Source organism: Pseudomonas sp. NPDC008258 (assembly GCF_042956345.1).
Lineage (GTDB): Bacteria > Pseudomonadota > Gammaproteobacteria > Pseudomonadales > Pseudomonadaceae > Aquipseudomonas.
Map to the genome: position 1 here is coordinate 239,308 of NZ_JBIBGE010000002.1, position 14,488 is coordinate 253,795.

A 14,488-nucleotide genomic window follows, 5' to 3' on the forward strand; every position below is an offset into this window, starting at 1 on the left:
GAGGCCGGCACAGGCAACCAAAATTCAGGATGTAACCCTGGCCTGGCAGGTACCAACCTGCTGTGCCCCACTGCCAATCAGCACCAGCCCCCCAGCCACCACCAACCCACCCGCAGCCAGCATCAGCGCCGGTTGCAGCCCACCGCTGTAATGGCTGCTGACCGCAGCCAGCAACGGCCCGCTCAATTGCCCCAAAGCAAAGCACGCAGTCAGCAGCCCGGCATTGCGCTGCGTTGCATGGGGTGCCAGCTCCCGCGAGCGCTGCATCACCAGTTGCATGCAGGCCAGGAAAGGCCCACCACATAGCACCACACCCAATGTCAGCCCGATACCCCCGCCCATCAGGCAGGCCAGCACGCCAAGCCCTTGCAGCCAAAGGGTAGCGGTGAGCCAGAGCGAGGTGCGGCCGCCGCGGCGCAGGCTCACCAGCAGCACACCCAGCGCTGCCGCCAGGCCAAACGCCGGCCAGAACAGGTCGGCCAGCCACTGGCCACGAAACTGCTGGTTGGCCATTTGCGACAGGAAGGTGGCCGGCAGGATGTAACCCACGCCATACAGCGCATACACCAGCCCCAGGCGGCCAATACCAACGCTGCGGGTCGGGCCTTGGTCCGCTGGCGTTGGCGCAGGCTGGAGTGCCCTTGGCAGCCATGGCCGCACGGCCAGCAGCATCACCAGCGCGGCCACGGCATAAATCAGCCACAGCGCCGCCGAGCCCAGCCCCAGCACATGCGCCACCAGTGCCAGCAGCCCGGTTACGGCAATACCCAGGCCGGGCCCGGCGAACACCAGCGCACCCAGGCGCTGGCGGTTGTGGGCGTTGGCCACCTGCTGGCTGAGGCTGGTGATCATCACCAGCACCCAGGCACTGGCCACGCCGGTGCCAAAGCGCAGTAGCACATGGCTCCAGAACCCGTCGGCGCCCCATGAAGCCAAGGTCAGCAGCACGCACAGCCACAGCCCGCCATGCAGGCGCAGGCGCACCTGGCCGGGCGATCGGGCAAACATGGCATCCACCGCACCAACGAAATAGCCCAGGTAGTTGGCAGCTGCGACCAACCCGGCGACCGTAAGGTCCAGCTGGCCTTCGGCAATCAGTTGCGGTAATTGCGGGGTGAGGGCGAAGCGGCCGATGCCCATGGCCATCATCAGCGCCACGGCGCTGGCCAGCAGTTGAATGAGTGGCGACATGATGAGTCTCCTGCACGGATGTAAGCGATGACTGGCAGGGTAGGGCGGTTTCTTTTTCAATAAAATTGAATAATGATGATCAAGTTGTTCTGTTTTGGAGAATGCCGTGGAGTTCAGCCAGCTGCGTATCTTTCAGGCGGTAGCCGAGGAAGGGTCCATCACCCGTGCCGCCGAGCGCCTGCATCGGGTGCCGTCGAACTTGTCCACACGCCTGCGCCAGCTCGAAGAGCAGTTGGGCGTCGAGCTGTTCCTGCGTGAACGCCAGCGCTTGCAGCTGTCGCCGGCAGGCAAGGTGCTGCTGGACTACGCCAACCGCATGGCGGTCCTGCGCGACGAGGCGCTGGCCGCCGTGCGTGGCGGCCAGCCTGCCGGTGATTTTGTGCTGGGTACCATGTACAGCACCGCTGCGACCCACCTGCCGGCGCTGCTGGCGCGTTATCACCAGGCTTACCCGGCGGTAAACCTGCAAGTGCGCGCCGCGCCCAGCGGCGAGTTGCTCGAAGGCCTGCTCAACCACAGCCTGGATGCCGCGCTGGTAGATGGCCCGCTGAACCTGGCCGGGCTGGATGGGGTGCCGTTGTGTGATGAGCAGCTGGTGCTGATCACCAGCCCCGAACACCCTGCGGTGCACAGCGCCAAGGACGTGGTGGGCAAGGCCGTGTTCACCTTTCGCCAGGGTTGCTCGTACCGTATGCGCCTGGAGGCCTGGTATGCCCATGCCCATACACCGATGGGGCGGGTGATGGAGATCGAGTCGTACCAGAGCATGCTGGCCTGCGTGATCGCGGGGGCAGGGGTGGCGATGATGGCCCGCTCGATGCTCGACAGCCTGCCCGGGCGTGACCGGGTAAGGGTGCACCCACTGCAGGCGCCGTTCGATCAGGCGGTCACCTGGCTGATGTGGCGCCAGGGCATGCGCGGGGCAAATTTGCAGGCGTGGATCGATTTGCAACAAAGCGAAACGATTGACCAGTCGTCGGAATGCGCCGCCACGGCTTGATCCGGGTCAAAATGGCCCTTATCTGTAAGAGCAGAGGCATGCGTAATACAGGACATCGGGCTATGATCTGTATGAAACATCGCAGGATTGATTTGCCGTGAGGCTGACCCGTCAAGGGGGTATTATGAATAAACCACTGTCCAACTGGCTCCACGACCTGGCGGTCGCCTTGGGGCTGATTCCACCACCCTTGCAGCCGGTGCCGATCCCGACTGATGAAGAGCAGCGCAAGCGCCAACCCCGTCGTCGCTGATCCTACTGAAGAGCAAGACAAAGGCCGCTGCACCTGGGTGGGTGCAGCGGCCTTTTTGTGTCTGCTGGTTGTGCGTTGCTTGTACCGGCCTCTTCGCGGGCAAGCCCGCTCCCACAGGGTGATCACAGGCCTTGAAGGCTGTGGGAATCCTGTGGGAGCGGGCTTGCCCGCGAAAGGGCCAGTGCAGGCAGCAGATACCTGTCAGGCCAGGTTCACAGCACCGACGGGTTTACGCGACATCAGGCTAACCACCACAAAGCTCACCAGGCCAACAGCCAGGCTGTAGTAGATCGGCGTATTGGCCTCCAGCCCATCCTTGAACATGAACAGCAGGGCGGTGGCAAAGCCCAGCGACATGCTGGCGATGGCGCCGGCGGTGGTCGCACGCTTCCAGAAGATCGCACCGATCAGCGGGATCAGCATGCCGCCGACCAGCAGGTTGTAGGCCAGGGTCAGGGCGTTGATCACGTCGTTCACCATCAGCGCGATACCCAGTACCACCAGGCCGGTGAGCAGGGTGAACAGCCGGCTGAGGCCCAGGCTCGACTGTTTGCCGCCGCGCAGCTTGGGCAGCAGGTCTTCGGTCACGGTGGTCGAGGCAGCCAGCAGGCCGGCACTGGCGGTGGACATCATCGCCGCCAGGGCGGCTGCCATCAGCAGGCCACGGATGCCATCGGGCAGGGTGCTCTTGATCATCTCGGCAAAGGCGTTGTTAGGGTTGGCCAGGTCGGGCATCAGCACATGGGCAGCCATGCCGATGGCCGCGCAAGCCAGGCCGTACAACACGCAGTACACACCGGCAACGGTACCGGCACGCTGGCAGACCTTCTCGTCACGTGCAGTGAACACACGCTGCCAGATGTCCTGGCCGATCAGAATGCCGAAGAAGTAGATCAGGAAGTAGGTGATGATGGTGTCCCAGCCAATGGTGGTCAGCTGGAAGCTGGCCGCCGGCAACTTGGCCACCAGGGTGTCCCAGCCACCGGCCTTGTACAGGCACACTGGCAGCAGGATGAACATCAGGCCGACGGTCTTGATCACGAACTGGACGATGTCGGTCAGGGTCAGCGACCACATGCCGCCAATGGTCGAGTACAGCACTACCACACCGCCGCCGAGCAGCAGCGAGGCCCAGAACGGCAAGTCGAGCAGCACCTGCAGCACGGTGGCCATGGCGAGGGTCGAGGTAACGCCGATCATCAGTGCATAAGCCAGCATGATCACGGCACTGGCCTGGCGCGCGGTAGGGTTGTAGCGCTGCTCGAGCACCTGGGTCACGGTGAAGATGCGCAGGCGCAGCAACGGCTTGGCCAGGAACAGGTTGATGGCAATGATGCCCAGGCCCAGGGCTGCGCACAGCCAGAAGCCGGAGATGCCGTGGACGTAGCCCAGGCGCACGGTGCCAACGGTAGAAGCGCCACCCAGCACGGTGGTGGCCATGGTGCCCATGTACAGGACCGGGCCGAGGTTGCGCCCGGCTACCAGGTAGTCTTCATGGGTTTTCGCGCGCCGCATGCCATACCAGCCAAGCCCTAGCATGCCGGCGGTATAGATCATTACAACAATGATGTCCAAGGCCATTGGGGGTCTCCCGATTATCTTTATTATGGCGAGATCGACCACGCGGGCGCGTTTTCGGCGCCCGGCGGTCTTGTCGTGTTGTTGGCGGGCCTCTGTGGCCCTCCCTCATGGCTCCTGCCGGGGTGTAGCGGTGTTAACGACGCACCACGCCCGGTAGTACGCAGAGCATCTCGAACAGCAGGTTGGCACCGAGCAGCGACGTGTTGCCGGTGGTGTCGTAAGGCGGGGAGACTTCGACAAGGTCACAGCCGATCAGGTCCAGGCCGTGGCAGCCGCGAATGATCTCCATCGCCTGGATGGTGGTCAAGCCGCCGATTTCCGGGGTACCGGTGCCAGGGGCCCAGGCCGGGTCGATGCCGTCGATGTCGAACGACAGGTACACCGGGCCGCCGCCGACCTTTTCCCGTACTTCAGCCATCAGTGGTTCCAGCGACTTGTGCCAGCACTCTTCGGCCTGGACTACGCGAAAGCCCTGGCGGCGGCTCCAGTTGAAGTCGTCGGCGGTGTAGCCCTGGGCGCGCAGGCCGATCTGCACCACGCGGTCGCAATCGAGCAGGCCTTCTTCCACGGCACGGCGGAAGGTGGTGCCGTGGGCGATCTTCTCGCCGAACATGTGGTCGTTGACGTCGGCGTGGGCATCGATGTGCACCAGGCCGATCTTGCCGTGCTTCTTGTGCAGCGCACGCAGGATCGGCAGGGTGATGGTGTGGTCGCCGCCCAGGGTCATCGGGATGACATTGTGCTCGACGATTTCATCGTAGGCTTCTTCGATGATGCGCACGGCGTCGAGCAGGTTGAAGGTGTTGATTGCCACGTCACCGATGTCGGCCACCGACAGCGAGTCGAACGGCGCAGCCCCGGTGGCCATGTTGTAAGGGCGGATCATCACCGACTCGGCGCGGATCTGCCGTGGCCCGAAGCGGGTGCCGGAGCGCAGCGAGGTGCCGATGTCCAGTGGCACGCCAATAAAGGCGGCATCCAGGCCTTCGGCGCTTTGCAGGTGGGGGAGACGGAGCATGGTGGCGATGCCGCCGAAACGCGGCATTTCGTTGCCGCCCAGTGGTTGGTGGAGAGTCTTGTCCACGGTGGGCCTCATCAGTCGGTCGATTGTTCTGTTTGTTCGAACCTGTGCCGCCGCGCGCCTTCCACAGGGGAGTTGCCGGCGGGCAGGGACATTTCGGCCAGTCTGCTCAAGGTAGTGCCGGGGAAGAATCGCTACCGACAAAAACTTAGTTCAGGAATTTCTGAACTAAAGCTGGCCGCAGCGGTTAGACTGCGCGCTAATACTGTTGCGGAACCGTTGCACCATGGCCTCGACCTTGCCCGACCTGAAACTGCTGCGCATCTTTGTCAGCGTGGTGCGCCACCAGGGCTTCGCCAACGCGCAGCGTGACCTGAACCTGTCGACTTCGGCCATCAGCACCTACATGAGCCAGTTGGAAAGCGCACTGGGCATCGTGCTGTGCCACCGTGGGCGTGGCGGTTTCAGCCTGACCAGCAAGGGCGAGCTGTTCCATCAGGAAACCCTGCGCCTGCTGGCTGAACTGGATGGCTTCGAGCAGTACGCCGCTGCCCTCAAGGGTGAGCTGCGTGGCACCCTCAACCTTGGGGTGATCGACTCCACGGTCGGTGACCGGGCCTTGCCGCTGGCCGAAGCCATCGGCGCCTACAGCCAGGAGCATCCGGCGGTGCACCTGCACCTGTCGGTGTCCAGCCCGTACGAGCTGCAACTGGGCGTGCAGGACAACCGCCTGGACTTGGCCATTGGTGCGTTCTCCTCGCGCATGAGCGGCCTGCTCTACCAGCCGTTGTACCGTGAACAGCACTGGCTGTACTGCAGCAGCCGCCACCCGCTGTACACCGAGCGGCGCATCCCCGAGCAGGTGGTGACCCAGCAACGCATGGTCGGGCGTGGCTACTGGAGCCAGGCCGAGCTGGCCCGGCATGGTTTCAAGCACAGTGCGGCGACAGTGGAGAGTATGGAGGCGCAGTTGATCCTGATCCTTTCCGGCGCTTATATCGGCTATCTGCCCGAGCACTACGCGCAGGCCTGGGTCGACAAGGGCGACTTGCGGGTGCTGTCGCCGTCGACCTTTGGCTACCAGGCACCGTTCTCGCTGATCATTCGCCGTGGGCGCACCCGCGAGCCGCTGATCCAGACCTTCCGCGACCTGCTGAAAAGCCAGCTCAACGTGGGTTGATAAACACGTTGTTCATGTATTTCGTCGGGAGGCTCTAATTTCCTGCATGGGGTGGCCGCTAACCTGATAGCGCTCTGCTACATATCAACTTGCGCTGATGATTTTTCCCCCATTCATCCTGCAAGGATCGCCCAAGATGCGCATGAATTTGCCCGTCACTGAGCACGAAAGAACCTTTTCCAGCGATCAACGCCTGATTTCCACCACGGACCTGAACAGCCGCATCACCTACTGCAACGACGCCTTCGTGGCGATCAGCGGCTTTACCTACGACGAGCTGGTCGGACAACCCCACAACCTGGTGCGCCACCCGGATATGCCACCGGCGGTGTTCGGGCATATGTGGGAAACCATCAAGCAGGGCAAGCCGTGGATGGGGGTGGTCAAGAACAGGGCCAAGAACGGCGACTACTATTGGGTCAGCGCCTATGTCACGGCGATTTACGAGCAGGGCCGCATCAGTGGCTATGAGTCGGTACGTTCGGTGCCCACGCGTGAACAGATCCGCCGTGCCGAGGCATTGTATGCACGGCTGCGGGCCGGCCATGCGGCGGTGCCCTGGGCGGCGCGGCTTGGGCATGGCCTGGGGCATGGCTGGCCGCTGATTGGCGCGGGCTTGCTGTCTGCGGCGGGCTACCTGTGGCTGCCACCCTATGCAGCGCTTGGGGTGCTGATGGCCAGCCTGCTGCTGGCCTGGTACCTGGTCGAGCACCGGCAGAACCAGGCCATCCGCCGTACGCTGGCCGAGCACCCCAAGGCCTTCACCAGCCCGCTGGTGGCGCTGACCTACAGCGACAACCCCGGGCTGCAGGGCCAGCTCGACCTGGCCATCATCAGTGAGGAAGCACGGCTGCAAACGGCTTTGACCCGTTTGGTGGATGCAGGCGTGGGGGTGAAGTCGCGGGCGGCGCAGTCATCCGATCTGTCGGATGCGCAAGCGCAAATGCTCGACCGCCAGCGCAGCGAGACCGACCAGTCCGCCACGGCCATCGCGCAGATGGCGGCGACCATCCAGCAAGTCACCCACAACGTGCAGAGTACGGCACATGCGGCGGGTGATGCCGACCAGCTGGCGCAACAGGGCAGCGAGCTGGCGCTGCAAAGCCTCAAGGCCATGGGTAGCATGAGTGATGCGGTCAATGACATCGGCCAGGCGGTCAATGCATTGGCCGAGCAAACCCAGTCGATTGGCAGCGTGGTCGATGTGATCACCTCGATTGCCGAGCAGACCAACCTGTTGGCACTGAACGCAGCCATCGAGGCGGCGCGCGCCGGCGAGCAGGGGCGCGGGTTTGCCGTGGTGGCGGATGAAGTACGTTCGCTGGCCCAGCGCACCCGTGCTTCGACCGATGAGATTCACCACATCATTGCCTCACTGCGTGCAGGTGCCGAGCGAGCGGTGAGCACTGCCAGCCGGGGCGAGCAGATCTCGCGGGACAGCGTGCACAGCGTCGAGGCCGTGCAGGCGGCGTTGAGCGGCATAGCCCAGGCGGTCAGCCGTATCACTGGCATGAGCCAGCAGATGGCCACGGCGTCGGAGCAGCAGAGCCATGTGGCCGAGGACATCAACCAACAGATCGTGCGGATTGCCCAGTTGTGTGACCAGAGTGCCGGGCAGGCCAGGCAAGGGGCGGAGATCAGCCAGGACCTTGAGCGCATGGCCGAGTACCTGCATAGCCTGGCGGAGCGCTTCAACCGCTGAAATTGCCGGGGCCGCCTTGCGGCCCATTCGCAGGCAAGCCAGCTCCCACAGGTTCATCGCAGGCCTGAGCCTTGTGCAAAACCTGTGGGAGCTGGCTTGCCGGCGAATGGCCCGCAAAGCGGGCCCAGGTTCTGTGGCAAAATGTCCCCGCCAAGGAGACCCCCATGCCCAGACCCCGCTGCGAGCGCTGTCAGCGCCCGCTCGACCATTGCCTTTGCCCACTGATTCCCGCACTCGACAGCCGCACCCGCGTCATCCTGCTGCAGCACCCCAGTGAAACCGCCCATGCCCTGAATACTGCGCGCCTGGCTGCCCTCGGCTTGAACAATGCCGAGTTGCGCATTGCAGAGGTGTTCGAGGACTTGAGTGAGTTGTTGGCTACGCCCGGTTACCGCCCCGCGCTGCTGTTCCCGGGGGACGACGCCCAGGTGGTCTCGGCGTATGGCGAAACCGAAGACAAACCCCTCCTGTTGATCGTGCCCGACGGTACCTGGCGCAAGGCGCGCAAGCTGCTGTACATGAACCCGTTGCTGGAGGGGTTGCCGAGGGTGACTCTGGGGGCTGTCACGCCTTCACGTTACCGGCTGCGCAAAGCGCCGGAAGCGGGGGCACTGTCGACGATCGAGGCGGTGGTGGGGGCGTTGAATGCGCTGGAGCAGCCGGTTAGCTTCGATGCGCTGCTGGCACCGTTCGAGGCGTTGATCGAAGGGCAGATCAGGGCCATGGGCGAGGAGACGTTCCAGCGTAACCATGGCACCGATTGAGGGCAGGGGCGCTGCGCAGCCCATCGCGACGCAAGGCCGCTCCCACAGAAAACCGCGATCCCTTGTGGGAACAACTGTCTTGCTCAAAATTTGAAGCCTGCGCGATCCCTGTGGGAGCGGCCTTGTGTCGCGATGGGCCGCAAGGCGGCCCCGGCTATCTCAAAGCCGATCAACGCATCTCGGGCAAACGCGCCTCGGTACGCACCTCGGTAGTGGCCAGCGCCTCTGGCGGCAGCGAAATATGCTGCTTGGTCAGCAACTCACCCATGGTCGCCAACACGCGGTAGCGCGAGAACTCCTCGGTATAACGCACTTCGGTGTAGCGGCGGTCGGCGTTGTACAGCTCGTTTTCACTGTCGAGCACGTCCAGCAGGGTACGCTGACCCAGGCCGAACTGGTCCTGGTAGGCGGCTCGCACGCGCTTGGTGGTCTCGGCGTATTCACGCGCAGTCGGCAGCTGCTTGCTGGCGTTGTTCATGGCGTTCCACGCCAGGCTCAGGTTCTCGGTCAACTCGCGCAGGGCGTTGTTGCGGATGTCCAGGGCCTGGTTGATCTTGTGCGCGTCGGATTGCAGGCGGGCCTTGTCGCTGCCGCCGCGGAACAGGTTGTAGTTCATCTCCACGCCAGCTTGCCAGTCGTTGTTGTTGTGGCCTTTCTCGCCGCCGGTGTTGTTGTTGGCACCGGTTGCCAGAATGGCGTCGAAGCGCGGGTAGAAGGTCGACTTGCCCACTTCGTACTGCTGCTCGGCGGCGTTGACGTCAGCCTGGGCAGATTTGATGTAGGGGTTGTTCTGACGCATGCTGTCGCGTGCGCCGTCGAGGGTTTCAGGTACCTCGCCCTTGATGGTCTGCGGGCTTTCCAGCTCGTCCGGGGCACGGCCGATCACGCTGAAGAAGTTGGCCTCGGCATCGGCCAGGTCGACTTCGGCGGTATCCAGGTTGTTTTCTGCCAGGGCGCGACGTGCGCGGGACTGGTCAAGGTCGGCGGTGCTGCCGACGCCGCGCTCGTTACGCAGGCCGATCTGGTCGTTGACGCGCAGGTGGGCTTGCAGGTTGTTCTTGGCCAGGGTCACCAGCTCGCGGCGCTTGAGCACTTCCAGGTACACCTCCACTGCACGCAGGGCGACATCCTGGGCAACTGCCTGGGTGTAGTAGGCGCGGGAGGTGGAGACTGCCTCGGTACGGCCCACTTCATTCGACGTGTTGAAACCGTCGAAGATCATCTGCCGCAGGCGCAGCTCGGATTGCGTGTAGTTGAGGGTTTCCTTGTTATGGTTACCTTCGGCACGGGTGGTGGCGTTGTCCGAACGCTGGCGACCATAGCCTGCGACCAAGTCCACGGAAGGGTAGTAGCCACCACGCGCAAATTTGACGTCCTCATCGGCCGACAGCTTGCTGTTGCGGTTGGAGCTTACTTGCGGGTGGTAGTCCACGGCGCTCTGGACGGCCTCGGTGATCGACATCGCCTGTACGTTGGCACTCGCCAGGGCCAACAGTAATGCACTGGTGATGGGGTTCAAAACGCGCATGGTACATCTCCCTGATCCTGGAATTGATCCTGCTGCTCGCCAAAAAAATGACGATAAAGATATCGCGTATAGTGTTGCAGGTTTTTAACAACACAGCTAAGTACATTCAACGCGATATGCAAGAAGATTTATTCATATCAAATTGCCATATAAGACCGATATTGTCTAATAGCGCTGACAAGAAGTGCAGGGCATGATTGCGCTCAAAGCCACGAAAGCCAGATTCTACGGGGCTTTAGCGCGGTTCCAGAACAATTTCAGATAAAGAAAATTTCAGTTAGGCGAAAGTGATATTTGGCGACAAAAAAATGTCACCTTGGTGTGCGCAGGGTTTTTTGCCTGACGATATACAGGCTCACCAGCACGGCGCTGGTCAACATGAACGCGCGCGCCCAGAACAGGGGTACCAGATAGCACGATAATCCGATGCTGGCCCACATCAGGCCGATGGCGTAGACCTTGCCCTTGAGGGGGATGCCCTCACCACTGAGGTAGTCGCGGATCCATGGCCCGAGCTTGGGGTGATGAACCAGCCAGTGGTGAAAGCGCGGCGAGCTGCGGGCAAAGCAGGCTGCCGCCAGAAGCAGGAAAGGGGTGGTGGGCAATACCGGGAGGAATATCCCCAACACCCCCAGCGCGACGCTGAGCCAGCCTATGGCCAGCAGCAGGTAGCGCACAGGAGACTTAGTGGTGGCGTGGCTTGAGCAGTGCCGGCTTTTCGTCAGGCGCGTGCAGCAGCAGGAACAGTGCGCTCAACGCCTCAGGGATCTGTACGATCATGTCGTCCTGCAGGTTGGCGTTGCTGGCGATGTCGGCGAACTCTGGCTGTTCGTCGAACAGGCCCGAGCCAACCATGATCGGCAGCAGCATCTCGCTGACTTCTTCTTCAGCGTTCTCGAACCAGGCCTCTTCACGCAGGAACACGCCTTCCATGAAGCCGATGCACCAGCCGCGCAGGTCGGAATCGTCCGGCTCGTCGGTCAGGTCGAGGTCGCATGGCAGGTCGAATTCTTCATCGCTGGCCAGCTGACGGGCAATGTGCGCTTTCAACGCTACCAGGGTGGCTTCGATCTCGGTGCGCTGGGCCTCGCTGGCGTAGTGCGGCTCTTCGGCGAACAGGGCGTCGATCCATTCGCGCTCGGGCACTTCTTCGGCGTTGATCGACAGGGCGGTGAGGTAGCCGTGGGCGGCGACGTAGTCCAGCGCTTCTTCGTGCAGCTCGTCGGCGTCGAGGAAGGCTTGCAGGCGGGTCAGTTGCTCGGCGAAGGACATTACAGGGCTACCTTGGGGAATAAACGATAACGAATTCTAGCACCTTGCAGCGGCAGCAGGGTAAGGGAACGTCTATCGCCATGGTCCACTGCGCAGGGCGGTGCTGCGGTATACTCCGCGGTTTTTCATCCAGGGGCGGGTCTTGCCGGCTGCCTGGCAAAAACCGCTTACGCTTTTGGCGTGTGCGGGGCGGGTTTTTCGTCCAGCCTGCTTCCAGGATGGTACGGCGATTTGTGGAGTTGCACATGCTCGAACAGGCTCAGCGCGTTCTCAAGGATATCTTCGGCTACGACAGTTTCCGTGGGCGCCAGGCGGCAATCATCGAATGCGTGGCCAATGGCGGCGATGCCCTGGTGCTGATGCCCACCGGTGGCGGCAAGTCGTTGTGCTTCCAGGTGCCGGGGCTGTTGCGCCCGGGCCTTACAGTGGTGGTCTCGCCGCTGATCGCGCTGATGGATGACCAGGTGGCCACGCTGGACGAACTGGGTGTGCCGGCCGCCGCGCTCAACTCCACGCTGACGGCGGAGCAGCAGCGGGAGCTGGCCGGGCGCCTGCGCCGGGGCGAAGTGAAGATGCTGTACCTGGCCCCGGAGCGCCTGATGCAGCCGCGCATGCTCGATTTCCTGCGCGATCTGGACATCTCGCTGTTCGCCATTGATGAAGCTCACTGCGTTTCGCAATGGGGCCACGACTTCCGCCCTGAATACCTGCAACTGGGCCAGCTGGCCGAGCTGTTCCCGCATGTGCCGCGCATCGCGCTCACCGCCACCGCCGACATGCGTACCCGCGAAGAAATCGTCCAGCGCCTGCACCTGCAAGGCGCCGAGCGCTTCCTGTCGAGCTTCGACCGGCCCAATATCTTCTACCGCATCGTGCCCAAGGAAGCGCCGCGCAAGCAGCTGATGGCCTTCCTTGGCGAGCGCCGCGGCAACGCCGGTATCGTTTACTGCCTGTCGCGCAAGAAGGTCGACGAAACTGCCGCCTTCCTGTGTGACCAGGGCTTCCCGGCCCTGCCGTATCACGCCGGCCTGGCCGCTGAGACGCGGTCTGCCAACCAGCACCGCTTCCTCAACGAGGAAGGGCTGATCATGGTCGCCACCATTGCCTTTGGCATGGGCATCGACAAGCCCAACGTGCGCTTCGTTGCCCACCTCGACCTGCCCAAATCGCTTGAGGCCTATTACCAGGAAACCGGCCGTGCCGGCCGTGACGGCCTGCCCTCCGATGCCTGGATGGCCTACGGCCTGCAGGACATGGTGATGCTCAAGCAGATGCTGCAGAACTCCGAAGGTGACGAGCGCCACAAGCGCATCGAGCAGCACAAGCTCGACGCCATGCTGGCGCTGTGCGAAGAAACCCGCTGCCGCCGCCAGTCGCTGCTGGCCTATTTCGACGAAACCCTCGAACAGCCATGCGGGCATTGCGACAACTGTGTCGACAACATCCAGACCTGGGACGCCACCGAGCCGGCCCGCCAGGCGCTGTCGGCGGTGTTCCGCACGGGCCAGCGCTATGGCGTCGGCCATCTGGTCGATGTGCTGCTGGGCAAAGACACCGAAAAAGTGCGCAATTTCGGCCACGAGAAGCTGTCGGTATTCGGCGTCGGCAAGGGCTTGGCCGAGGTCGAATGGCGTTCACTGTTCCGCCAGCTGGTGGCGCGAGGCCTGGTCGATATCGACCTGGAAGGCTACGGCGGCCTGCGCCTGTCCGACAGCTGCCGGCCGCTGCTGCGCGGCGAGGTGACGTTGCAACTGCGGCGTGACCTCAAGCCGCAGACCACGGCCAAGGCCTCGTCGTCCAGTGGCGGCAGCCCGGCCAGCCAGTTGGTGCGTGCCGAAGAGCGCGAACTGTGGGAAGCGCTGCGTACCTTGCGGCGCAAGTTGGCAGAGGAGCACAGCGTGCCGCCCTATGTCATCTTCCCCGATTCGACGCTGCTGGAAATGCTGCGCAGCCAGCCGGTCAGCCTCAGCGACATGGCCCAGGTCAGCGGTGTGGGTGCGCGCAAGCTGGAGCGCTATGGCCAGGCGTTCCTTGAAGTGCTGAACAACAGTGGTGGCACGGAAGATGCGCCGAAAGTGGTGCTCGACTTGCGCCACGAACTGGTCAGTCTGGCACGCGCCGGCATGACCCCGGCGCAGATCGCCGGGCAGCTCAACTGCAGCGAGAAAAACGTGTACAGCCTGCTGGCCGAGGCCCTCGGCCGCCAGGAGCTGAGCCTGGACCAGGCCCTGGACCTGCCGGAAGACCTGCTGATGGAAGTGCAGGATGCCTTCCTTGATGGCGAGGGCGAGTTGCCGCCGGTATCGGCGATAGCACCACTGTTCGGGGCGCGAGTGCCGGAAGGGGTACTGTATTGCGTGCGTGCGGCACTGGCCGCCGAGTTCGAGTTGTAAGGGGCGACCGGATCGAAGGCAGAACCGCCATCTGCTGACCTTTGTCATCCTTTTTGACGATTATCGAACAATGAGGCGCGCGCGAGCCTTGCCTCATGGGGCGGGCCATGGTTAGCTGCCTAATAATTAGATCTATTCGATGAGTTGCTTATGCCCCTGACCGACAATCAACACCGCTTCGGCATGCAGCTGGCCCAGATGTCCCGGGGTTGGCGTGCCGAACTGGACCGCCGCCTGGCCGGGCTCAACCTGTCCCAGGCGCGCTGGCTGGTGTTGTTGCACCTGGCCCGTTTTGAAGAGGCCCCGACCCAGCGCGAGCTGGCCCAGAGCGTGGGTGTGGAAGGCCCGACCCTGGCGCGCCTGCTCGACAGCCTGGAGGCGCAAGGGTTGGTGCGTCGGCAGGCGGTGCTGGAGGATCGGCGGGCGAAGAAGATCGTGCTGTGCCCGCCGGCCAAGCCGCTGATCGACCAGATCGAAACCATCGCCAATCAGCTGCGGGTGGAGCTGTTTACCGGGGTGGACGAAGCAGACTTGCAGGTGTGTATGCGGGTGCATGCGAAGATCCTGGCCAACCTGGAAAAGTCCTGAGGGCCATTGGGGCTG

13 protein-coding genes are annotated in these 14,488 nt (G+C 63.2%); 7 read left to right on the plus strand and 6 right to left on the minus strand.

What is annotated here, in order from left to right; translation table 11 throughout:
• Positions 1-24: 24 nt before the first annotated feature.
• Positions 25-1,191, minus strand: a complete 1,167-nt coding sequence (locus ACFY9W_RS02575) for a YbfB/YjiJ family MFS transporter (RefSeq protein ID WP_391125320.1) — start codon at positions 1,189-1,191, stop codon at positions 25-27.
• 106 nt (positions 1,192-1,297) lie between these two features.
• Here ACFY9W_RS02575 and ACFY9W_RS02580 point away from each other — a divergent pair, with 106 nt between their 5' ends.
• A complete protein-coding gene (locus ACFY9W_RS02580; RefSeq protein WP_391125323.1) occupies positions 1,298-2,191 on the plus strand; it encodes a LysR substrate-binding domain-containing protein in 894 nt (297 codons plus the stop codon).
• Positions 2,192-2,315: 124 nt separating this feature from the next.
• The gene (locus ACFY9W_RS02585; RefSeq protein WP_009683677.1) at positions 2,316-2,444 is read left to right on the plus strand and encodes a PA1414 family protein; all 129 of its coding nucleotides are present in this window, start codon (positions 2,316-2,318) and stop codon (positions 2,442-2,444) included.
• Between the two features lie 201 nt (positions 2,445-2,645).
• Here the strand turns inward: ACFY9W_RS02585 and ACFY9W_RS02590 are convergent, their stop codons facing one another.
• A complete protein-coding gene (locus ACFY9W_RS02590) occupies positions 2,646-4,025 on the minus strand; it encodes a sodium:solute symporter (protein WP_391125326.1) in 1,380 nt (459 codons plus the stop codon).
• A gap of 133 nt (positions 4,026-4,158) precedes the next feature.
• The gene (gene speB, locus ACFY9W_RS02595) at positions 4,159-5,109 is read right to left on the minus strand and encodes an agmatinase (RefSeq protein WP_003254586.1); all 951 of its coding nucleotides are present in this window, start codon (positions 5,107-5,109) and stop codon (positions 4,159-4,161) included.
• 223 nt (positions 5,110-5,332) lie between these two features.
• On the opposite strand from speB, the gene ACFY9W_RS02600 reads away from it, so the two are divergent.
• The 3 genes from ACFY9W_RS02600 (at position 5,333) to ACFY9W_RS02610 (ending at position 8,692) form a co-directional block, all read left to right on the plus strand.
• Complete coding sequence (locus ACFY9W_RS02600) at positions 5,333-6,226, plus strand: LysR substrate-binding domain-containing protein (protein WP_391125329.1); 894 nt, start codon at positions 5,333-5,335, stop codon at positions 6,224-6,226.
• A gap of 136 nt (positions 6,227-6,362) precedes the next feature.
• A complete protein-coding gene (locus tag ACFY9W_RS02605) occupies positions 6,363-7,928 on the plus strand; it encodes a methyl-accepting chemotaxis protein (RefSeq protein WP_391125332.1) in 1,566 nt (521 codons plus the stop codon).
• A 164-nt stretch (positions 7,929-8,092) separates the two neighbouring features.
• The gene (locus tag ACFY9W_RS02610; RefSeq protein ID WP_391125335.1) at positions 8,093-8,692 is read left to right on the plus strand and encodes a DTW domain-containing protein; all 600 of its coding nucleotides are present in this window, start codon (positions 8,093-8,095) and stop codon (positions 8,690-8,692) included.
• 169 nt (positions 8,693-8,861) lie between these two features.
• Here ACFY9W_RS02610 and ACFY9W_RS02615 read toward each other — a convergent pair whose 3' ends face one another.
• From ACFY9W_RS02615 to ACFY9W_RS02625, 3 genes are all read right to left on the minus strand, one after another.
• Positions 8,862-10,220, minus strand: a complete 1,359-nt coding sequence (locus ACFY9W_RS02615) for a TolC family outer membrane protein (RefSeq protein WP_391125338.1) — start codon at positions 10,218-10,220, stop codon at positions 8,862-8,864.
• A gap of 311 nt (positions 10,221-10,531) precedes the next feature.
• The gene (locus tag ACFY9W_RS02620) at positions 10,532-10,897 is read right to left on the minus strand and encodes a DUF454 family protein (RefSeq protein ID WP_391125341.1); all 366 of its coding nucleotides are present in this window, start codon (positions 10,895-10,897) and stop codon (positions 10,532-10,534) included.
• Positions 10,898-10,904: 7 nt separating this feature from the next.
• On the minus strand, positions 10,905-11,492 hold the full coding sequence (locus tag ACFY9W_RS02625) for a UPF0149 family protein (protein WP_391125344.1): 588 nt from the start codon (positions 11,490-11,492) through the stop codon (positions 10,905-10,907).
• Between the two features lie 245 nt (positions 11,493-11,737).
• On the opposite strand from ACFY9W_RS02625, the gene recQ reads away from it, so the two are divergent.
• Positions 11,738-13,885 (plus strand): DNA helicase RecQ, encoded by a 2,148-nt coding sequence (recQ, locus tag ACFY9W_RS02630; RefSeq protein ID WP_391125347.1) that lies wholly within the window; start codon positions 11,738-11,740, stop codon positions 13,883-13,885.
• 150 nt (positions 13,886-14,035) lie between these two features.
• Positions 14,036-14,473 (plus strand): MarR family transcriptional regulator, encoded by a 438-nt coding sequence (locus ACFY9W_RS02635; RefSeq protein ID WP_016711876.1) that lies wholly within the window; start codon positions 14,036-14,038, stop codon positions 14,471-14,473.
• Positions 14,474-14,488 lie beyond the last annotated feature (15 nt).